Origin of the sequence: Rhizobium sp. YTUHZ045 (genome assembly GCF_051124255.1) — a bacterium.
In the GTDB taxonomy this organism is placed as follows: domain Bacteria; phylum Pseudomonadota; class Alphaproteobacteria; order Rhizobiales; family Rhizobiaceae; genus Rhizobium.
The window spans coordinates 1-19,065 of record NZ_CP101436.1 but is presented as its reverse complement, the minus strand read 5'-3'; the positions used below and the strand labels follow the sequence as shown (position 1 = coordinate 19,065).

General features: G+C 61.1%; 22 protein-coding genes and 1 pseudogene. 4 read left to right on the top strand and 19 right to left on the bottom strand.

Annotation, left to right across the window (positions count from 1 at the left end; translation table 11 throughout):
* Positions 1–48: 48 nt before the first annotated feature.
* Together NMA58_RS31505 and NMA58_RS31500 are read left to right on the top strand one after the other, a co-directional pair.
* Complete coding sequence (locus NMA58_RS31505) at positions 49–837, top strand: taurine ABC transporter ATP-binding protein (RefSeq protein ID WP_434715154.1); 789 nt, start codon at positions 49–51, stop codon at positions 835–837.
* Positions 834–1,688, top strand: a complete 855-nt coding sequence (locus NMA58_RS31500) for an ABC transporter permease subunit (protein ID WP_434715153.1) — start codon at positions 834–836, stop codon at positions 1,686–1,688. Before NMA58_RS31505 ends, NMA58_RS31500 begins: the two co-directional genes overlap by 4 nt.
* Positions 1,689–1,712: 24 nt before the next feature.
* On the opposite strand, the gene NMA58_RS31495 is transcribed toward NMA58_RS31500, so the two are convergent.
* From NMA58_RS31495 to NMA58_RS31420, 16 genes are all read right to left on the bottom strand, one after another.
* On the bottom strand, positions 1,713–2,474 hold the full coding sequence (locus NMA58_RS31495) for a gamma-glutamylcyclotransferase (RefSeq protein ID WP_434715152.1): 762 nt from the start codon (positions 2,472–2,474) through the stop codon (positions 1,713–1,715).
* Between the two features lie 6 nt (positions 2,475–2,480).
* Positions 2,481–2,789, bottom strand: a complete 309-nt coding sequence (locus NMA58_RS31490; RefSeq protein WP_434715151.1) for a hypothetical protein — start codon at positions 2,787–2,789, stop codon at positions 2,481–2,483.
* Between the two features lie 11 nt (positions 2,790–2,800).
* Positions 2,801–3,382: an RBBP9/YdeN family alpha/beta hydrolase gene (locus NMA58_RS31485; protein WP_434715150.1), complete on the bottom strand. Its 582-nt coding sequence runs from the start codon at positions 3,380–3,382 to the stop codon at positions 2,801–2,803.
* Positions 3,379–3,531 carry a hypothetical protein gene (locus tag NMA58_RS31480; RefSeq protein WP_221130028.1) on the bottom strand — a complete coding sequence of 51 codons (153 nt, stop codon included), beginning with the start codon at positions 3,529–3,531 and terminating at the stop codon, positions 3,379–3,381. Before NMA58_RS31480 ends, NMA58_RS31485 begins: the two co-directional genes overlap by 4 nt.
* An 11-nt stretch (positions 3,532–3,542) precedes the next feature.
* A complete protein-coding gene (locus tag NMA58_RS31475) occupies positions 3,543–3,719 on the bottom strand; it encodes a hypothetical protein (protein ID WP_434715149.1) in 177 nt (58 codons plus the stop codon).
* A gap of 231 nt (positions 3,720–3,950) precedes the next feature.
* Complete coding sequence (locus NMA58_RS31470; protein ID WP_434715148.1) at positions 3,951–4,151, bottom strand: hypothetical protein; 201 nt, start codon at positions 4,149–4,151, stop codon at positions 3,951–3,953.
* A 10-nt stretch (positions 4,152–4,161) separates the two neighbouring features.
* Positions 4,162–4,722 carry an FMN reductase gene (gene msuE, locus NMA58_RS31465; protein ID WP_430960089.1) on the bottom strand — a complete coding sequence of 187 codons (561 nt, stop codon included), beginning with the start codon at positions 4,720–4,722 and terminating at the stop codon, positions 4,162–4,164.
* Positions 4,723–4,835: 113 nt separating this feature from the next.
* Positions 4,836–5,432, bottom strand: a complete 597-nt coding sequence (locus tag NMA58_RS31460) for a 2-hydroxychromene-2-carboxylate isomerase (protein ID WP_434715147.1) — start codon at positions 5,430–5,432, stop codon at positions 4,836–4,838.
* Positions 5,433–5,486: 54 nt separating this feature from the next.
* Positions 5,487–6,521: an LLM class flavin-dependent oxidoreductase gene (locus tag NMA58_RS31455; RefSeq protein ID WP_434715146.1), complete on the bottom strand. Its 1,035-nt coding sequence runs from the start codon at positions 6,519–6,521 to the stop codon at positions 5,487–5,489.
* A 15-nt stretch (positions 6,522–6,536) separates the two neighbouring features.
* Positions 6,537–7,475, bottom strand: a complete 939-nt coding sequence (locus NMA58_RS31450) for an ABC transporter substrate-binding protein (protein ID WP_434715145.1) — start codon at positions 7,473–7,475, stop codon at positions 6,537–6,539.
* A gap of 70 nt (positions 7,476–7,545) precedes the next feature.
* Positions 7,546–8,490 carry an ABC transporter substrate-binding protein gene (locus NMA58_RS31445; protein WP_430960086.1) on the bottom strand — a complete coding sequence of 315 codons (945 nt, stop codon included), beginning with the start codon at positions 8,488–8,490 and terminating at the stop codon, positions 7,546–7,548.
* A 90-nt stretch (positions 8,491–8,580) separates the two neighbouring features.
* Complete coding sequence (locus tag NMA58_RS31440; RefSeq protein ID WP_434715144.1) at positions 8,581–10,356, bottom strand: amino acid ABC transporter permease/ATP-binding protein; 1,776 nt, start codon at positions 10,354–10,356, stop codon at positions 8,581–8,583.
* Between the two features lie 45 nt (positions 10,357–10,401).
* A complete protein-coding gene (locus NMA58_RS31435) occupies positions 10,402–10,947 on the bottom strand; it encodes a GNAT family N-acetyltransferase (RefSeq protein ID WP_221127266.1) in 546 nt (181 codons plus the stop codon).
* A complete protein-coding gene (locus NMA58_RS31430) occupies positions 10,944–12,143 on the bottom strand; it encodes a M20 aminoacylase family protein (protein WP_434715143.1) in 1,200 nt (399 codons plus the stop codon). The genes NMA58_RS31435 and NMA58_RS31430 overlap by 4 nt, the downstream gene beginning before the upstream one ends.
* 18 nt (positions 12,144–12,161) lie before the next feature.
* A complete protein-coding gene (locus NMA58_RS31425) occupies positions 12,162–13,511 on the bottom strand; it encodes an LLM class flavin-dependent oxidoreductase (RefSeq protein ID WP_434715142.1) in 1,350 nt (449 codons plus the stop codon).
* A gap of 24 nt (positions 13,512–13,535) precedes the next feature.
* Positions 13,536–14,528: an LLM class flavin-dependent oxidoreductase gene (locus NMA58_RS31420; protein WP_434715141.1), complete on the bottom strand. Its 993-nt coding sequence runs from the start codon at positions 14,526–14,528 to the stop codon at positions 13,536–13,538.
* 203 nt (positions 14,529–14,731) lie between these two features.
* Between NMA58_RS31420 and NMA58_RS31415 the strand changes: the two are divergent.
* Together NMA58_RS31415 and NMA58_RS31410 are read left to right on the top strand one after the other, a co-directional pair.
* Positions 14,732–15,013, top strand: a pseudogene (locus NMA58_RS31415) (type II toxin-antitoxin system Phd/YefM family antitoxin).
* Positions 15,014–15,059: 46 nt separating this feature from the next.
* On the top strand, positions 15,060–15,293 hold the full coding sequence (locus NMA58_RS31410; RefSeq protein WP_434715140.1) for a type II toxin-antitoxin system RelE/ParE family toxin: 234 nt from the start codon (positions 15,060–15,062) through the stop codon (positions 15,291–15,293).
* Between the two features lie 65 nt (positions 15,294–15,358).
* Here NMA58_RS31410 and repC read toward each other — a convergent pair whose 3' ends face one another.
* The 3 genes from repC to repA all read right to left on the bottom strand — a co-directional run bounded on the left by repC (position 15,359) and on the right by repA (position 19,065).
* Complete coding sequence (gene repC, locus NMA58_RS31405; protein WP_434715139.1) at positions 15,359–16,663, bottom strand: plasmid replication protein RepC; 1,305 nt, start codon at positions 16,661–16,663, stop codon at positions 15,359–15,361.
* Positions 16,664–16,861: 198 nt separating this feature from the next.
* Positions 16,862–17,851 (bottom strand): plasmid partitioning protein RepB, encoded by a 990-nt coding sequence (gene repB, locus NMA58_RS31400; protein ID WP_221112978.1) that lies wholly within the window; start codon positions 17,849–17,851, stop codon positions 16,862–16,864.
* Positions 17,848–19,065, bottom strand: a complete 1,218-nt coding sequence (gene repA / locus NMA58_RS31395) for a plasmid partitioning protein RepA (protein ID WP_183699892.1) — start codon at positions 19,063–19,065, stop codon at positions 17,848–17,850. The genes repB and repA overlap by 4 nt, the downstream gene beginning before the upstream one ends.

Genomic DNA, 19,065 nt, shown 5'->3' with positions numbered 1-19,065 from the left:
CGACGCCGGCGCGGCTTGCTGCGCCGGCGTCTAACATACGAGTTCCCTATGCTGAAAGTCGACCACGCCAGCGTTTTCTTCGCAGCCCGCGACGGGCGGACCGTTCACGCGCTTGATCGCGTGTCTTTCGATATTCCCGAACGCGGTTTCGTCGTCGCACTCGGCGCCTCGGGCTGCGGTAAGTCGACCCTTCTTAACGCGATTGCCGGTTTTCTTCCGCTTTCGGATGGCCGGATCACGCTCGATGGCCGCAGCGTCGAACGTCCGGGTGCTGACCGCGGCGTCGTGTTCCAGAAGGACTCGCTGCTGCCTTGGAAGTCGGTCATCGATAACGTCGCGCTCGGGCTGAAATTCGCCGGCGTAGGCCGGAACGAACGGCAAGCGCAGGCGCTCCAACTGCTCCGGCTCGTGGGTCTCGACGAGTTCGCCGGCGCCTTCCCCTACGAATTGTCGGGCGGCATGCGTCAGCGCGTCGGCATCGCACGGGCGCTTGCGACCAATCCCGACATCCTGCTGATGGACGAACCGTTCGGCGCGCTCGACAGCCTGACGCGCGAGCAGATGCAGGAATTGTTGGTTTCCGTCTGGAACAAGACGGCGAAGAAAGTTTTCTTCATCACCCATTCGATCGAAGAGGCCCTGTTCCTCGGCACGCAGGTGCTCGTCATGTCGCCTCGGCCCGGGCGCGTCGTCGCCCGCTTCGACCTCGACTTCGTCACACGCTTTGCCGAAACAGGAGATGCCCGCTCGATCAAGGCCTCGCCAGAATTTGCCGAGGTGCGCGAGCAGATACGCGCCATTCTCCACAGCACCGAAGATTTGAGGAGCGTCGCATGAGCGATATAACACAGGCTCCGCCTATTACGGCTCACACCGAGGATCGCCAGGTCAAGCTGGTGAAAATGGCCGGCTTCGGCGCCGCCGAGAAATCGACGGTGGCCATCAGCGTCGCCACGGCACTCGCCATATTGCTGCTGTGGTGGTTCGTCGCCGCGCTTGGCGTCGTTCCGCACCTGTTTCTGCCGCGCCCGGACGAGGTGCTGACGCAGATCGGCGTCATCTATCACGACGGCTATGCCGGGGCATCACTCTCCGAGCATGTCTCTGCAAGCCTGTTTCGCATCGTGGCCGCCGCCCTCATCGCCATCTCCGCCGGCATTCCGCTCGGATTGCTGATGGGCCTGAACCGCTGGGCGAAAGGCGTGTTCGACGCGCCGATCGAGTTCTACTGGCCGCTTCCACCCCTCTCCTACCTACCGCTGATGATCATCTGGCTCGGTATCGGCGAGACGTCGAAGATCACCCTCCTCGTGCTTGCGATGTTCGCGCCGATCTGCCTGTCGGCCCAGGCCGGCGTTCGTTCACTGCCGATCGAGCGCGTCAATGCCGCCCGTTCGCTCGGTGCAAGCCGGCTGCAGCTCTTCCTCTATATCGTCCTGCCGTCGGCCCTGCCCGAGATCCTCACCGGCATCCGTATTGCACTCGGCGTCGGCTGGAGCACGCTGGTTGCGGCCGAGCTGATCGCCTCCACCCGCGGGATCGGCTTCATGATCATGTCGGCTTCACAATTCCTGGCGACCGACGTCGTCTTTGTCGGCATTGCCATCATCGCGATCTGCGCCTTCACATTCTCGCTCGCCGTCCGCTTCCTCGAGACGTTCCTCGTGCCCTGGAAGGGCAAGCTCTGACCGAGTGGCGGCAGGCAACCATATTCAATGACTGCCTGCCGCCCCGTTCAAGCCGTGTATAGCGACGAGTTCAGCTGCGACCAGCTGCTGAAGCCGCCATAAATTGCGGTCCCGAATGCCGCGTTCCTCCAAATGCTTCACTGTCAGATACAGATATTCGGCGCAGGAGCCTACGTGTCCGCAGGCTCTCGCCAGCACCTGCGCCACCGTCTCCAGCGGCAATTTGCGGGAAACACCATCGCCCGTCGGGCCAGCCCAGAAGACCAGCGCGCGGACGAGCCCATGCGCGGTCGCGACCGGAATCCAACGCACCGTCGCAGCGTCTTCGATCGTACCGACCTCGCGGCGGATCAGGCGCCGAAGCTGGCCGAGGCGATCGTCATCGGAGAGCCTGAAGACGACGCCATTGCAGCGCCCGCCTCGATCAAGCGCCATCATCAGGCCCGGCTGGGCTTGCGTTGCCCGCCAGCGGGTCATCTCCAGGCAGAAGGAGCGATGCCACCCCCGTGTTGCACCATGCCGCGCCTCAACGGCGTCAAAATCCGGCTTCCATATCAATGATCCGTAGGCGAAAACCCAAAGCGGGGCGCCGGTCGACTCATGGAAGAGCCGCTTCGCAAGCACCTCCAACTCTGCGTCGGTGAGCGGCTTCCGATGCGGCTCGGGACCGACATCGATCTCGGGGCGAAGGCTGAGCGACACCAGCTCGTCCGTCAGAGCCATTCTGCCGGGCAGCAAAACTGCGCTTGCCCGCACGGTCCCCTGCTCATGCTTGCCGATATCCATCACGTGTCAATGCACCTTAAATCTGGCCGCATCGGCCTGGCGTCGCTGCAAGCTGCGTATCAGCATCGCGGCCTGCCTCACGATCGCTGAAAATGTCGCATCGTCGGCCTCTGCGATCCTTCCCGTCATGTCACGGATGATCGTCGTCAAATGGATAATCGAATGGCGATGCTGCGGATCTTCCGAGCCGATGTCGGCATCGGCCATGGCAAGCAGTGTCTGCACCAACCGTTCCATGGTTTTCCGGCGCCGGGTTCTCGGATCTGCATTCGGATCTTCGCTCAGGCGCAGGAGGTCGGCGACAATGTCGGACATTCCGGCTCCATTCAAATCGCAAAAGCCGGTGACATCGAAACGATATGCCGTCGACCACGCGTCTGCGTCTTCAATGTCTCCAGCAGCCGGTAGCCATTGCGCCAGCGGCCGAAGCCGCTGGAAACATTGATATGCCCGGCAAGGCCGATATTCCTGGTCTCGGCATTCCACAGGCGGCCAAACAGGGTCAACCGGTCGACCGTCATATAAGCATCGTTCATGCTGCCAATCACGACGGCTGGAAAAGGCAGGGGCGCCGTCGGCATCTCGCCAAACGAAATCCGCCCGGGATGCAGAATTTCCGTGGCCGGCAGGTCGCATGGCGCGACCAGCAACGCCGCTTTCACGTGACGTGCAGCGATGCGTCCGGCGAGCCGGGCGGCCAGCAGGCATCCGAGACTGTGGGCGACCAGATAGGCCTCACCGGCCTCTTCGAGCGCGCATTCCAGTCGATGTAGCCAGCGCTCAAGGTTCGGATGATCCCAGTCATCCTGATTGACGCATCGACTGCCCGGCTGGTCCTGCAGCCAGTGCTGCTGCCAATGTCCTTCTCCCGAACCGAACAGCCCGGGAAGAATAAGCACATCGCTCATCGAATCAGCCCGATCACCAGGGCAAACAGAAATGTGAAAGAGCCGGCGATCGTGCAGATCCCGGCCGCGTGCCGGAGTTGCGACACGAGGCTTCCCGCTGCTCTTTTCGTACCATGCCGACGGAGGCCGGTCTCAACGACGATCGCCATCACGCCACTCCTCAATACCAAAGGCCGGGCGCTGCGCCCCAATAGTGAAGTTCGTATTCGCGTGCCGAGCGGTCGCGTTCTTCGTCGCGGATCAGCAATTCGTTTTCAGACTTCCGCGCAGTTGCCGTTTTCAGATCAAGAAAGCGGCCGATCGCGAGCTTCAGCCAGAAGCGGACATCAAACTTCATGCGAACCTCCTGTCTGGAATCGATGGTCTCCGGTCAGGCGGTTCAGCTTTTCATAGAAGCGCAGAACCGCTCTAAGCTTTTGTTTTTACGCAATTCGGGACGGACAACCGCTTCCCACCTTTCCCGGAATTGCTGCAATGCGCGTCGCGTCAAAAGCGGACGGATGCGGCACGCTTCAGGTCTTTGATCGACGCATGTCGTCACTCCCCGCGCACTTTTGGGCGATCTGCATCAGCAGGAAATCAGCGCATGACGTCGCGCATTGGCAAGGAGATCGCGAAGCGACGCGGTCGGCCCATAGAGCATCAGCAGCCGGTTCTCTTCCCGCTTGGCGAGGCGATATCGCCGAGCGAATTCAAAGACGCTGCACATCTGCTCGCCCGCTCCGGATCTTTCGGCATCGTCCGCCGCAGCCTTCTGAGAGCTGATCATGGCGACGATCCTATTCGGCCGCCGCTAGAGCCGGCTTCACCTCGGGGAAGAATGCCGCCAATTCGCCGACCACCTCGCCGATGCGGCTCGAAAGCGCGTCCGAGGAGACCGCGTAGCTGTTAAAATCGCGATCGGAGGCGTAAACGGCAGTCGGCAAAGTATGGGCCATGAAAAACCCGAAGAGCGGTCGAAGCTGATGCTCGACCATCAGCGCATGCCGGTCGCCGCCGCCGGTCGCCGTGATGATGATCGGCTTCGCCCGCAATTCGTGCGGGTCGATCAAGTCGATGAGGTGCTTGAAATGGCCGGGATAGGAACCCTTATAGGTTGGCGAACCGATGATCAGGGCATCCGCGTTCACAATCTCGTCGATGACGTGCCTGGCCTGCTCGTCCAGGTCCTTGCGCCACAAGGCTCTGCCCAGAGAAGGACCGACATCATTGAGATCATAGGTCTTGCTCGTAAAGTCGTATCGTTCGCTCGCCCGTTCGGCAACGTGCCGTACAAGGGCCAGTGTCTTTGATGGTCGGTTGAAGCTGCCAGCAATGCCGACGAGTTTGAAACCTGACATAGCTTTTCCTCTCTTTAGGTCGCCTCAATTATTCTCTACAAAAATGATAGATTAAAGGTACGAGTGTTCCTCTTAGTTGGTGTCATTGAAAAAATTATCTTGCTCGTCCGAACTTAAGGCCTATCGCCGCGGAGATGACGTTCGAGGAAGGGCAGATTGTCCTGTCCCCAATAGAGTTCCCCATCATAGACGTAGCTCGGAAAGCCGAAGACGCCGCTGTCGCGCGCATGCACACGGTCGGCAGACCATTTATTCTGGACATCGTCGTCAGCTTGCCGCCTGAGGAGCACGGCGCCATCGAAACCGGCGGCGTTAACGATCGCCTCGCGCACGTCGGGCTTGCCGATATCCTTCGCTTCGCGCCAGAAGGCATGCTGGAGAGCACGGGCGACACCGATCCAATCGTGCCCGTCGAGATAGGCGGCAATCACGAAGAGAGAGGCGGGCGTCGGATCGCTGAGCTCCGGGCGATGCTCGAGCCGCAGTGCCTTGCCCCGCACGCGCGCCCAGCGTTTGAGGTCCCGCGTCCAATAGGCGCGTCGGATCTCCGGACGGTTGCGTGAAAATATGCCGCCGTTTTCTTCGACCACTGTCGTCAGATACGGCGTAACGACGACGTCGTTCTTCGCAGCAAGTTCGGTAAAGGCGTCGAAGCCGATGTAGGACCAGGGCGAGCCGATCGAAAAGAAGTATTCTACCGTTTTGGTCACTGATGAATGTTCCTCGTAAAACGATTGTTCTGGCATCGATTGTTGGTGATCAAATCAGGAAGCGGCCCGAATTCCGGGGTGCGCTTTCCATCCGAGTTCGGGTGCGATTGCCGTCACGAAATCGTGGAGGATCTGGCGATATTGCTCGTGCTCGAACTCGTAAGGAAGTTCGAGCCGCAGCTCACTAACCTCGGACAGAATCGGATCTGAAAATAGCCGCTCCAATATCTCCTCCGACGTGCCGATGATATCCCGGGCGAACAAGGTGCGCCGCTCGCCTTGCGGCGAGAGCGTCCGCTGATGGCGGCCGTCGGCATAGTCGCGGTAACGGCGGCGTGTGGCCGCATCGGCGCTGTCGAAAGGCACGATGACGCGGCCGAGCGCGACGCGGCGCTCAGTTCCGGTGGCGCGATAGGTTTCTATGAGCCTGGATTGGGCGACGAAGAAATCGTCGGTCCCCTCCCCCGTTATGACGTTGCCGGTCAACAGGTTGAAGCCATTGCGGCCGGCCCATTGGGCCGAGCGCTGCGACCCGCCACCATACCAGATGCGGTCGATCAAACCTCTGGCAAAAGGCTGCAGCCGCGGCCGCTGCGGGCCGAAGGGCGTCTTGATGAAGGTCTGCTCGTCGCCGAGATAGCTGCCGCGCAGATTATCGGCAAAACGCAGCACGCGATCGTGGGAGAAATCGTAGCTCGTCCAGTCGCCATCGAAGGCCAGCGGGCCAATCAGCTCGGCGTGCAGCGGCCGGCCGGCGCTGACGCCGATGTTCAGCCGTCCGCGCGAGAGGACATCGACCGTGGCCAGGTCCTCGGCCAGCCGGTAAGGGCTTTCATAACCGATCGGAATGACCGCGGTCCCGAGCTCGATCCGGCTGGTGCGCTGTGTGGCCGCCGCCAGAAATGCGCTGGCGGACGAGATCCCCGGCTCCAGATGCCGCTGGCGGACCCAGGTGCTGTCGAAGCCCAGCTCCTCGCCATATTGCAGTTGCTGAAGCGTCTGCTCCAATCCCGACAAGGGATCATCGTCGGGATAATTGCCGGGGGTGAGGAAGCCGATATGGCTGATCGATATATCGCGGCCGCTCATGTCATGTCATCCTGATCAATATTTCGGCAGGCCGGGCGGATTGGTCTCGGATGCGGGCAAGGCTTCCTCGGAAAGATGCCAGTGTTCGAGTATCCGTTTGTACGTTCCGTCCTGGATCAGGCCATTGGTGGCGATGGTCAGCGCATCGGCGAGCCCGCTTCCCTTGCGGGTGGCGATGGCGACATCGGAACGATCTGGCCAGCCTGCGCTCAGCGTGCCGACGCGCTTGATGTTCTTGTCGCGCGCGGCAATGAAGACGAGCTGGGCATGCGGCTGAACGATGACATCGGCCCGGCCGGAACGCAGCGCAAGCAGGCTCGCCGCCTCATCGTCGTAATATTGCAGCTCGATCGGCTTCAGGCCGGCGGCGACGTCCTCTTCGCTCCACTTCACCAGAATGCGCTCCTGGTTGGTGCCGGCGCCGACGATGATCCTGAGGCCGGCTGCATCCTTCGGCTCCTTGATCGAGCTAATGGGGCTGGCCGATTTCACGAAGATGCCATGCAGGCCCTGGCGATAGGTGGAGAAATCGAACTTCTCCTTACGCTGCTCGGTCACACCGACATTGGAGATGACGGCATCGTATTTGCCCGAGGTGAGGCCGAGCGGCCAGTCGATCCAGGCGACGGGGACGATCTCCAGCGTCAGACCGAGGCTCTCGGCAATGGCATAGGCATAGTCGGGATCTGCCCCGACCACGGTCTTGGCGTCGGTGGCATAGGTGGCAAGCGGAGGCCCGCCTGGGCTGACGGCGATGGTGAATTTGCCAGGCGTGACGAACTTGAAATCTTTCGGGATCGCCGCGACGGCCGCATCGTTCCTGGCGGCATGAAGCCTAGCCGGCTGCTGCGGGCTCAAGTCGAATTCATCGGAGGCATGTGCTGCGCCGAGCCCGGTCAAGATTGCCGTCAGCGCTGTGAGGAAGAGGGTACGGATTGCTGGAAAGGTCGTCACGCTCGATATGTCTCCGTTTGCATAGAAAGGCAGGGACGGACCGGCGAGATGCCGGTCCGTAAGCCGACTATTACGAACCGCTCTTCGGCAGGCCGGGTGGGTTGGTCTGGGCCTTGTCGATTGCCTCAGGACCGAGATTCCAGCTATCGAGGATCTTCTTGTAGGCGCCGCTGGCGATCAGGTCGTTGACGACATCGGTGACCGGGGCGGCAAGGCCGCTGCCCTTGCGCGTGGTGACTGCGATTTCGGCGGTGATCGGCCAACCGCCGCTGACCGTGCCGACGAGCTTGGTCTTGCCATTAATACCCGCCGCATAGGCCTGGGTCGCGTTGACGCTGAAGACGGCGTCGGCCCTGCCGGACTGGACGGCGAGATCCTTGACCGCGTCGTCGTCGTAATATTGCACCTCGATCGGCTTCAGGCCGGCCGCGACGTTCCGCCGATCCCACTCCAGAAGGATCTTCTCCTGGTTGGTGCCAGCATCGGTGATCACCTTCAGCCCCGCAATATCCTTCGGCTCCTTGATCGAAGTGATCGGGTTATCGGCCCTGACGTAGAAACCGAGCTCATCCTTGCGATAGGTCGAGAAATCGAACTTTTCCTTACGCTCTTCCGTGACCGTCACGTTCGATATCACCGCGTCGAACTTGCCGGAGGTGAGCCCGAGCGGCCAATCCGCCCATGCGACGGACACGAGATTGAGCTTCAAGCCCAAACTGTCGGCGATCGCCTGCGCGAGATCGACGTCATAGCCGATGACGGTCTTGGAATCGGAGGCATAGTCGTGCAGCGGCAGATTGCCGCTCGTGCTGATTCCGACGGTGAAGACGCCGTTTTCGACGAACTTGAAGTCCTTGATTTCCGCAATGCGCTTCTCGTTCTTTTCCACCCGCAGCCGGTTCGGCTGTTCGGGGCTGAGATCGAACTTCTGCTGCGCCTGAGCGGAGCCGAAACCGATCGCACCAATGGTGACGGCTCCTGCTATCAAAAGCTTTACTCTATCAGTAAATGTCATGCCCCTTCTCCGTTTCATCTTAAGATTGTGCTTGTTGTCATTCGACCAGAGCAGCCCGTCGCAGCCCGGCCTTCGCCAGCGCTGTCGGCGCTAGAGAACCTTTGCGAGGAACTCGCGTGTGCGGGGATGCTCGGCCTGGGTGAAAATCCGGGCCGGCGGGCCGGCCTCAAGAATACGGCCGCTTTCCATGAACACGACGGTGTCGGCGACCTCGCGGGCGAAACCGATTTCATGGGTGACGATGACGAGCGTCGTGCCAGTGCGGGCCAGCTCCTTGATGACGTCGAGCACTTCGCCGACCAGTTCGGGATCGAGCGCGGAGGTCGGTTCGTCGAACAGCAGCACCTTGGGGCGGAGCGCCAGTGCCCGGGCGATCGCGACGCGCTGCTGCTGGCCGCCGGAGAGTTGGCGCGGATAGGCGTTGATCTTGTCGCTGAGGCCGACACGGGCGAGAAGCTCCTGCGCCAGCTGCACGGCTTCTTCACGGCCGATGCCGTGGACCTGGATCGGCGCCTCGATCAAGTTTTCGAGCACGGTCAGATGCGGGAAGAGGTTGAAGCTCTGGAAGACCATGCCGATATCGGCACGGCGCTTGAGGATATCCTTTTCCTTGAGCTCATAGAGCGTATCGCCTTTCCTGCTGTAGCCGACGAAATCGCCGTCGACCGAGATGAAGCCCTCGTCGACACGCTCCAGGTGGTTGATGGAGCGCAGCAGGGTCGACTTTCCCGAACCGGAAGGACCCAGGATGGCGGTCACGCTGCCGGCCGCCAGGTTGAGCTCGACGTCGTCGAGGACCTTCAGCGAACCAAAGCTTTTGGAGATACTGTGGATGCGCACCGCACCGCCTGTCCGCAGTGCCGTCGCGTCATGAAAACCGAGATTGCGGGTCTTCTCGGTCGTGGTGTCAAGGGACGGCAACGGTCGGCGGAAGCGCTCCAGGAACGCCTCGAAGGGCAGCGGCGTCGGATTGCGCACGGCGCCCTTGGAGAAATACCGCTCGATATAGTGCTGGGCGACCGAGAGCACGGTCATGATGATCAGATACCAGACGGTTGCGACCATCAGCAGCGGGATGACTTCGAGATTGCGGCGGTAGATCACCTGGACGGTGTAAAAGAGCTCGGGCAGCGCCAGCACATAGACCACGGAGGTGCTTTTCGCCAAACCGATGAGCTCGTTGAAGCCGGTCGGCAGGATGGAGCGCATGGCTTGCGGCAGCACGATGCGGAAGGCCTGGCGGCGGCGCGGCAGACCAAGCGCGGCGGCGGCTTCCAGCTGCCCTTGGTCCACCGACAAAATGCCGCCTCGAACGATCTCGGCGAAGAAGGCCGACTGGTTGAGCGTGAGGCCGAGATAAGCGGCAGCAAAGGGCGTCAGCAACTGTACGGTGGGGTAGTCGAACAGCAGCGTGTCGGTGAAGGGAACGCCGATCGTGATCGTTTCGTAGAGATAGCCGAGATTGTTCAATATCAACAGCAGCACGATCATAGGAATCGAGCGCAGTAGCCAGATGTAGCCCCAGGAAAGGCCTGACAGCAGCGGCGACTTTGAAACGCGGGCGAGCGCCAGAGCCGTTCCGAGGATGGAACCCGAAACGGCGGCGAGCGCAGTCAGGAGCAGCGTCCTGCCAAGGCCGACGAGCACGGGCTCGGCGAAAAACCATTCGGCAAAGACGCCCCAACCCCAGCGTGGATTGGTGAAGATGGAATAAAGCACCGAGACGATGACGATGGCGGCGAATATCGTGCCGGCCAACCGCTCGGGATGGCGGGCCGGGACAATGCGGTAACGGGAAGTGTCCTGCCTGGGTTCTGCCGTCCTGCTGCCGGGCTCAAGGCCCGCAAAATCCGTCGTCAGTGCCATTCTCATTTCCCTTTTATGATTGTCTGACTTGCCGTTTCAGAGATTTCAGCCGGCCACTTTCAGGCGCGGTTCGCTTTCGAAAGCCGGCACGGCGAGATGGGTGATGTCCTTCTCGAAGGGCAGGCTCTTGTAGATCTCGGGATCGGCCGCCGTGTCGAAGAGCGCGGTGTAGCCATAGTTCAGATAAAGTCCGACGGCCTCTGGCTGGCGGAAACCAGTCGTCAGATAGATTCTGCTATAACCTTGGCGGGCGGCCTGAAGCTCCAGCTCCACCAGAACCTTGCGAGCGAGTCCCTGACGGCGCAGATCCGAACGTGTCCAGATGCGTTTGAACTCGGCCGTGCGATCGTCGTAATGCTTGAAGGCGCCGCCACCGACGGTTTCGCCGTTGCGGATCAACAGCAGGAAGTTTCCGTGGGGCGGCGCAAAGGCTTCAGGAGGATACCGGTTCAATTCGGCTGCGGCGCCTTCGGCATTGAAATAGGTGCCGTAGCGGCTGTCATATTCGTGGATCAGTTCATCGATCAGCGGCTTGGCGCGCAGATCAAGAGGGCTCGTATAGAGAAACGTATCGCTCATATCGCTCATCACCCGTTGTCTTCAGTGAGGAAGGTTTCTGCGAGCCGGACCCAGTAGCGGGCGGCGGGCGCAATGATCGCGTCGTTGAAATCGTAGTGGGCGCTGTGGAGAGGCGCGCTGTCGCCATTACCGACGAAGAGGTAGCTGCCGGGGTTGGCCTGCAGCATGAAGGCGAAATCCTCGCTCGCGGTTCTCGGCCGGAAATCCTTCTCGATCGCAGCAAGGCCGAGAGCGTCATAGGCGACGTCGCGAGCAAATGCCGTCTCCTTGGCATGGTTGACCAGCGCCGGAAAGCCCAGCCGATAATTCACGTCCGCTTCCGCGCCGAAGCTTTCGCCCTGGGCCCGGGCAAGGGCTGGAATGCGCTCCTGCAACAGCTGGCGAACCGTCTCGCTGAAGGCCCGCATGGTGAGTTTCATCTCCACGCTCTCCGGGATCACGTTCGAGGCGGAGCCCGCATGGATTGAACCGACGGTGGCGACCGCCATGTCCTGCGGATCGACATTGCGCGAGACGACGCTCTGCAGCGCAGTGATGAAGGAGGCCGATGCCAGCACCGGATCGACGGCGCGGTGAGGTTCAGCGCCGTGGCCGCCCTTGCCGACGATCCTGATCACCGCCTGGTCGACAGACGCCATGGCGGGGCCTGTGACGAAGCCGAACTGACCCGTTGGGACACCCGGCCAGTTGTGCAGCCCGAAGACCGCATCGACGGGAAATTTTTCGAACAGCCCTTCCGAAATCATCTTGCGGGCGCCCGCGCCGATCTCCTCGGCCGGCTGGAAGATCAGCCTGAGCGTGCCGCTGAAATTGCCGCTTTCGGCGAGATAGCGGGCGGCGGCAAGCAGGATCGAAGTATGCCCGTCATGGCCGCAGGCATGCATGACGCCGGGATTGCTGCTGGCATAGGCAAGGTCGGTGGCCTCCTCGATCGGCAGTGCATCCATATCGGCCCGAATGCCGACCTGCTTCTTGCCTTCGCCACGTCTGAGGGTGGCGACGATGCCGGTACCGGCAATGCCCGTCGCCACCTCGTAGCCCCAGGAGGAAAGGCGGGAAGCCACGAGCTTGCTGGTCCTCAGTTCCTGGAACGCAAGCTCGGGATATTGGTGCAGATCATGGCGTAGCGCGATGATCTCATCGAGATAGCGGGCGATGCCCTTCTCGACCGGATCATTGCTGCGCGGGTTCTGAGCGATGACGTTCATGGCGGATTCGCCGGCGCCTCAGGCGCCGCCTGCCTTTCCGCGTTCGAACTCCCCCGCCGCGGTCGCATAGCGGCTTTCACGGAAGGGTAGGCCCAGATGGTCGCGCAGCGTCGCGCCCCTGAGGACAGGATCGAAATAGCCGCGCTCGGTGAGGATCGGCAGGACGTATCTGGCAAAATCGTCGAAGCCCTCGGCAATGACGGGAAAGCCCAGGATGAAGCCGTCAGCGGCGCCATGATCCACCCAGCGGATGATCTCTTCTGCGATATGCTCGGCGGTGCCGATGAAGGCGGTGCGCGGCGTCGCTACATCGAGCGCGACCTGGCGGAGCGTCAGCCCCTTTTCCCGCGCCGTCCTTTTGATACGATCGGTGGTAGCGCGGAAATTGTTCCTGCCGATATCGCCGAGTTCGGGGAACTCTTCGTCGAGCGGATAGACGCTGAAATCATGGTGATCGAAGAAGCGGCCGAGATAGAGAAGCGCCTCCTCGATCGTAACGAGGTTGCGGATCGCCTGGTACTTGGCTTCCGCCTCATCAGCGGTCGCGCCGACGATCGGCCCGATGCCCGGATAGACACCGACTTCGGTAGCACTGCGGCCATGTGCAATCACGCTGTCCTTCAGCTGGCGATAGAAGGCCTGAGCCTCTTCAAACGGCCCGCCATTGGTGAAGACGGCATCGGCATGCTTGCCGGCCAGTCTGATGCCGGAATCAGAAGCACCGGCCTGGAAGACGACGGGCTGACCCTGCTTCGAACGGCCGATGTTGAGCGGCCCCTCGATGCGGAAGAAGCGGCCCTTGTGATTGAGGCGGTGCATCTTCGTCTTGTCGACAAACACGCCGGTCTCGCGATTGCGCACGAAAGCGTCGTCGTCCCACGAATCCCAGAGGCCCTTGATCGCATCGATATAATCCTCGGCGATCTCGTAGCGCAGATCATGCTCGGGATGCTCGCGGCTGTAATTGCGACCCGAACCCTCGAGAGGCGAGGTCACCGCGTTCCACCCTGCCCTGCCGCCGCTGATGAGATCGATCGAGGCGAACTGGCGAGCGATGGTGAAGGGATCGCTGTAAGAGGTCGAGACCGTGCCGACAAGGCCGATCTTCGAGGTCGAAGCCGCCAACGCCGAGAGAATGGCGATCGGCTCGAACCGGTTGAGGAAATGCGGGATCGACTGCTCGTTGATATAGAGTCCGTCGGCGACGAAGGCGAAGGCGATGCCGGCTGCCTCCGCCTTGCGCGCCGTCTCGACGAAGAAGTCGAAATTGACGCTCGCATCGGCCGGGACGCTCGGATGTTTCCAGGCATTCATATGGCCGCCAGGCCCCTGCAGCATAATGCCGAACGTGACGTGTTTTTGAACCATGGGATCGATCCTCCTTGGAACGGGTCAGGCGACGAGGGAAAGCCGCTCAGCGGCGAGCAGCTCGATGGAGGCAAGGCGGTCGGCGGTTGAAAGCGCCGGCGTGTCGAGCACGAACTCCTTGACGCCGTAGCGGCGGTGAAGCTCATCCAGCTCCCCGCGGATCTGCTTTGCCGTGCCGTGGAGCACGCTCGGCACCTTCTCCTCGATACGGTAATCGGTGACGCCGGCCTGACGGGCAAATTCGGCCGCCTGCTCTTCACTGCCAACATTGACGGTCTGGCCGTTCGGCAGGAACACCTTGACGATGCGCAGATTGCCGACGCGCTCACGGGCATATTCCTCGCTTTCGGCGGCAAAGGCTGCGAGCGCGAGGATCGGGCGCTTACCGCCGGATGCCTGCTCATAGGCCTCGAACGTCTTGTTGAGATTGTCAGGATCACCGTTCAGGTGGCCGGCGAAGACGAGTTCCCAGCCCTTCTCCGCTGCGAGTCTCGCGCTCTCGACGCTAGCGCCGAGCAGGAAACGTTCAGGAGCCATCGGCGGCAAAGGGGTCGCCTGCGCGCCGTCGCTATTGGGATCTGCGGCGAGATAGGTATTGAGGTCGGAAAGCTGGCTCGCAAATTCCGGCTTCCTGGACGGATCGACAGCTAGCTGCAGGGCCCGTGTCGATAGCGGAAAGCCCCCCGGCGCCTTGCCGACGCCAAGATCGACTCGACCAGGCGCAAGCGAGGCCAATAGATTGAAGGTCTCGGCAACCTTGTAGGCGCTGTAATGCTGCAGCATGACCCCGCCGGAGCCAACGCGGATCTTCGAGGTCCTAGCAAGAAGATAGGCGATCAGCGCCTCCGGCGCGGAGCTCGCCAGATTAGACATGTTGTGGTGTTCAGCGACCCAGAAACGGTGATAACCAAGTTCCTCGGCGCGGGCTGCAATCTTTACCGTCGCCCTCAGCGCATCGGCAGCGGAAAGGCCCTGTTCGATCGGGCTTTTGTCGAGAAGGCTGAGGACGTAGGTCATGACGCGCCGATCCACTCAATGGTTGCAAAACTTAATCTATAAAATCAGTAGACAACGTTCATTATAAGAAATGACATTCTCTTTCAGAGCCACTGAGTGGAAAAAAGCAGGCGCGCCTGAACGGCCAGGTCGCATGTTCGAGTGACTGGCCGGAACTCTTCCGCTTGACTACTTAATGATTTCTGGTCGAAAGGGAGAACCGCCTGAAGCTGTCAGAACAGGTCAAGCCGATCAGCTACTCAAGGCGCATGCGCCCGAAATCATCCGGACGCTGAAGGACAACCCGCAGCCATGTCGTCATTAGCCTTCATGGCGAGGCGAAAGCGATCCTTCAGGATGTCGGCCAGTATGAAGAAACGCAGGAGACCATGGCGCTCCTGAAGGTGCTGGCGCTCACCAATCGGCAAGTCGAGGAAGGCAAGACGCGCCCCGCTGCGGAATCCTTCGCGCACATTCGCAAGCGTCTGGCCGCCAGCCAGTCCTGAAGTCGAGGAACTCCATCGTTTCATCGCCGGTCGCGACGGCACGGAAATGGCGGAACACATCCTGGAAATCGAGAACGCCTGTGCCGGTCTCGAAGAATTCCCCGCCCGCGGAAATATCCCAAATGAACTGGTCAGCATCGGTATCTCCGAATACCGGGAACTGCACCATAGACCCTGGCGTATGATCTATCGCATCATCGGCACCGAAGTCGCCGTCTATTGCGTGGTGGACGAACGCCGCGACATGCAGGCCTTCCTCGAGCGAAGACTTATCCGCTGAAATCCAGCACACCATCCCTCCCCCGTTTCGACAGACTCGCCGGCGTCCACTCGACCGCCTAACACCTATCCAGCCTTTCGGCCGGCTGGCGCATTCGCCCGCAGGAGCGCCATCAGCATCGAACCGATCGCGAATTCTCCCTTTTCGCTTCGCCGCGTCAGGTCGCGAAGATATCCGCCGGCTGAATTGATGTGGCCCCCGCGTTCCAGGATGCATGCCATCACGGTCGCGGCGTTTTCCGCCCCCATCACACTTGCCGCCTCCTCATAGGCTGACGGGCTGACGCCGAGCATTGACCGAACCGTGACGGCGGCGCTCATCAGGTCGCGCCAATTGCGGATCACGCCACCCGGCCCGTAGGCCAGGATTTCCGGGCAGGCCTGCAGAACCAGGCCAAGCGGGAAGGATTTCAGGCCGCCGGAGTCATCGCCGCCGCCCTCCCGTCGACTTTGCCGCTCCTCCTGTCCGATCGGATGGGTCGTCGCATCCCTCCCCCTTTCCAACATCACGGCCCCACGCCCGTCGTCTTGCTCCGGCATTGCGCCCTGCTTCGTTTCGAAGCTTGGTTCAAATTCAAAGGTGGATTCGGGGTTTGAATTCTGTATGTGACGCTCGATATGACAGGCATTGCCGCTTTGTTTCGTGGATTTAATCCGAGTCTCCAACCGGTTAAGGATATCTGCCCGAAGCGCTGTCAATTCATCGAGCAACTGCTCGAGCTGCGCTGTCGTCGGCGACCTCGGCAGGCCTTCGACCAGGTCCCGAAATTCCCGATATAGCCCCTGCCAATCCCCCTGAACGTCTTCGTCGACAGCCGCTTCGATCAGCTTTGCGATATCACGGCGGCAAAGAGTCATGCGTTCGCGCAGGCGCTGGACATGCAAGCGCTCGGCCATTACCTCGGCGGCGAGCTGCTCGATCTCCTCGGCGCGAGCAAGCAGCGGCGCCAGCGAGAAGCCGAAGGCCTCGTTGACCTCCCCTGCCCTGTCCCTGCGGACATAGCGCTTGCCATTAGGACTGTCCTTGCGCAACAGAAGCCCCGCCTCGACAAGTGCGGCAAGATGGCGCCGCACGGTCTGTTCGGCCATGCCATGTGTTCGGAGGGACAGCTGGATATTCGAGGGGAAGACGATCAAGCCGTTTTCCTGGGCCAGTTCGTTCTTCGGATAAAAGCTCAACAAAGCATTGAGCACCGCCAGTGCGCGATCGGTGATGCCGAGCAGCGGCTTTGCTTCGCACAGCGCGCGAAACAATTTCCATTTATCCACCGACTGATCAGGCTTGATCTCACCTGCCATGACCTGGTTTGCGAGCATTCCAAGCGTCATCGACCGCCGCCCGAAGGGCGTCGTTATACTTCCGGTTTCCATCTCTTCCACCTCAATGAGGCAAAAGAAATCCGCTCGCCTGAACGGCGCCAAAAACTCTTGACAGCGATTCTCGGAAGTGCGATTCTCGGAGGTGTTCAAGACTACGAGGAAAGCTTCCGTGACGGTGACGTTCGGGGGCTTTTTTCTTTTGCGCGTTATCTCCTGTTCAATTGTCAGCTGACAATCAGTCTAACTGGTTCATTTTCCCTCATTTTCCTCTTCGAATTCGGCGGCGAGGCCCGCCAGCCGCCGAGCCAGGAATTCCGAAAATGCCGCCGATTTGACGGTGATGCGAAAGGTTTTTCCCGAGCGGCTCACCGAAGCAAGCGTCCCGCCGCCTTGCGTCCGAAGCGTCTGCTCGACCCGCTGCGGCGAGCCCTTCTCCTCCAGTGCCTTCCAGATGACATCGAAGCGGCTATTGCTCTCCAGTGTTGGGAAAGCAGCGGCAGCGATTGCCGCCTGCGCCTTCTTCCGCCCGCCCGCCTCTCTGAATTTATCGGCAAAGGCCAACCAGCGGGGGCGTCCCACCTTCGGCGCCGGTCCGATGGCAAGAATGATCTCCGGATCGATCGTCTGCGCCACCTGCAGCAGCCGTGACGTTTCCGGTTTATCCGTCGCCAGCGCCTGAGCAATCATGTCGCGACTGAAGCCATGTTCATCCATGCGTCGCGCAAACAGAGCCCGTTCGATGAAGCTCAGGTCGACACGCGGCCCGTTCTCCTGGCCCTGCGCGAGGATCAGCTCTTCATCCGTGAGCTTGCGCACCACGGCCTTGACGGGAACGCCGATCTCCGCGGCCGCACGCAAGCGCCGGTGGCCATAGGCGGCCTGGTAATGCCCGGCCTTTACCGGGTCCGGACGCACAAGGATCGGAACCTGCTGTCCGCTTTCCTGGATCGACTGCTTCAATCGCTCGAACTCAGGATCCTTGTCGACCGGGATGCGGTCGCGGATAAAGGACATTTCGACGACAGCCGGATCGATCTCCAGCACTTTGTCGCCAGAGGCGAGGGACTCACGCAGGGCCTTGGCGGCCGCGGCTTCCTCACCCAGCCGGCCAAGCGACAGGTTCATCGCCTTGACCGCGCCCGATGGCCGATGCGGCGGCGGCGCGCTTGGCGCCTCCGGTCGTGCCGGCTCGACGGCGCCGACCATGCTCTTCAGGATATCGCGACCTTTGGGGCTCATGTCCTGCTCCATGCACTGCGGATGAGTTGCTCGACCTCGGCATTGACGCTGTCGACGGATTCGACGCCGCGGTCATAGGTCTGGCGATGCATCGTCTCGCGGCCCGCCTCGTAGATCGTCTGCTTGGACAGGCCTGCATCCGAAACCGCCGTTGACTTCACCATCATCGAGGTCAGCACGCGCTCGCCGAACAAACTGCGCAGGAAGGCGACAATCTGCGCCTGCGGACCGTCATTGGACTCATAACGGGTGATCAGGTAGCGCATCCAGTCATATTCGAGATTGCCGCCTGCCTGCTTGACGACGGCCAGAAGATCGGAGGTCATCGTCAGGAACTGGTTCATCGACGCCACGTCGAGCATCTGTGGATGCACGGTGATCAGCACGGCAGTCGCAGCGCAGAGAGCAGACAGCGTCAGAAAGCCGAGGGTAGGGGGGCAATCGATGATGACGACGTCGTAGCTCTGCTCCAGCGAATGCAGCGCATTGCCGACCCGCATGAAGAACATGTCCTTGTCGTCGCGATTGCTGTCGGCCAGCGCCTTCGGGGTATCATGCTCGAACTCGTGCAGTTCGAGATTACCCGGAATGAGATCGAGGCCGGGGAAATAGGTCTGGCGGACGATGTCGGCCACGTCGCGGCGCGTCTCGTCATATTTGATAGCGCCGTAGAGTGTCTCGTCTTCACCGACATCGAACTCCGGCTGATATCCGAGCATCGCCGACATCGACGCCTGCGGGTCGAGGTCGACGGCGAGCACACGATAGCCGCGCAGTGCCAGGAACTGCGCCAGATGGATTGACGTTGTCGTCTTGCCGGATCCGCCTTTAAAATTGGTAACGGCGATGACCTGGAGATGGTCGCCCACCCGGCGCGTCGGCAGATAGGAAGGTTTAGTACGCCCCAGATGCTGGCGCATCGCATGGATTTCTTCGAGCGAGAAGACGCGGCGGCCGGCCGCCGTCTTTTCTGGATTGATGCTTTCCATCTGGGCAGTGAGGTGGCGAACATAGCTGTCGGTGACGCCGAGCAGCTTGGCGGCCTCGGTGCTGCTGAACCGTCGCAGCGATTTGCGGGCATCGGGCGAAAACAGCCGCTCGAACAGCACCTGGAGCTGGCTGCTGAGCATCGTCGAGTCCTGCGCAATCGTCTCGTCGATCGAGACTTGACTCGCTCTTCTGGCTTTCTCAACAATCGCGGCCTTGGTCGGCAT

What these genes read in the sequence shown, in the direction of transcription:
- NMA58_RS31430 (WP_434715143.1), bottom strand. Translation starts at nt 12,143, where the DNA reads ATGAACGTCATCGCTCAGAACCCGCGCAGCAATGATCCGGTCGAGAAG.
- repB (WP_221112978.1), bottom strand. Translation starts at nt 17,851, where the DNA reads ATGAGCCCCAAAGGTCGCGATATCCTGAAGAGCATGGTCGGCGCCGTC.
- NMA58_RS31495 (WP_434715152.1), bottom strand. Translation starts at nt 2,474, where the DNA reads ATGGATATCGGCAAGCATGAGCAGGGGACCGTGCGGGCAAGCGCAGTT.
- NMA58_RS31410 (WP_434715140.1), top strand. Translation starts at nt 15,060, where the DNA reads ATGGCGGAACACATCCTGGAAATCGAGAACGCCTGTGCCGGTCTCGAA.
- NMA58_RS31455 (WP_434715146.1), bottom strand. Translation starts at nt 6,521, where the DNA reads ATGAGCGGCCGCGATATATCGATCAGCCATATCGGCTTCCTCACCCCC.
- NMA58_RS31500 (WP_434715153.1), top strand. Translation starts at nt 834, where the DNA reads ATGAGCGATATAACACAGGCTCCGCCTATTACGGCTCACACCGAGGAT.
- NMA58_RS31490 (WP_434715151.1), bottom strand. Translation starts at nt 2,789, where the DNA reads ATGTCCGACATTGTCGCCGACCTCCTGCGCCTGAGCGAAGATCCGAAT.
- NMA58_RS31485 (WP_434715150.1), bottom strand. Translation starts at nt 3,382, where the DNA reads ATGAGCGATGTGCTTATTCTTCCCGGGCTGTTCGGTTCGGGAGAAGGA.
- NMA58_RS31445 (WP_430960086.1), bottom strand. Translation starts at nt 8,490, where the DNA reads ATGACATTTACTGATAGAGTAAAGCTTTTGATAGCAGGAGCCGTCACC.
- NMA58_RS31420 (WP_434715141.1), bottom strand. Translation starts at nt 14,528, where the DNA reads ATGACCTACGTCCTCAGCCTTCTCGACAAAAGCCCGATCGAACAGGGC.
- repC (WP_434715139.1), bottom strand. Translation starts at nt 16,663, where the DNA reads ATGGAAACCGGAAGTATAACGACGCCCTTCGGGCGGCGGTCGATGACG.
- NMA58_RS31505 (WP_434715154.1), top strand. Translation starts at nt 49, where the DNA reads ATGCTGAAAGTCGACCACGCCAGCGTTTTCTTCGCAGCCCGCGACGGG.
- NMA58_RS31475 (WP_434715149.1), bottom strand. Translation starts at nt 3,719, where the DNA reads ATGAAGTTTGATGTCCGCTTCTGGCTGAAGCTCGCGATCGGCCGCTTT.
- repA (WP_183699892.1), bottom strand. Translation starts at nt 19,065, where the DNA reads ATGCCGACCAAGGCCGCGATTGTTGAGAAAGCCAGAAGAGCGAGTCAA.
- NMA58_RS31480 (WP_221130028.1), bottom strand. Translation starts at nt 3,531, where the DNA reads ATGGCGATCGTCGTTGAGACCGGCCTCCGTCGGCATGGTACGAAAAGA.
- NMA58_RS31470 (WP_434715148.1), bottom strand. Translation starts at nt 4,151, where the DNA reads ATGATCAGCTCTCAGAAGGCTGCGGCGGACGATGCCGAAAGATCCGGA.
- NMA58_RS31425 (WP_434715142.1), bottom strand. Translation starts at nt 13,511, where the DNA reads ATGGTTCAAAAACACGTCACGTTCGGCATTATGCTGCAGGGGCCTGGC.
- NMA58_RS31440 (WP_434715144.1), bottom strand. Translation starts at nt 10,356, where the DNA reads ATGGCACTGACGACGGATTTTGCGGGCCTTGAGCCCGGCAGCAGGACG.
- msuE (WP_430960089.1), bottom strand. Translation starts at nt 4,722, where the DNA reads ATGTCAGGTTTCAAACTCGTCGGCATTGCTGGCAGCTTCAACCGACCA.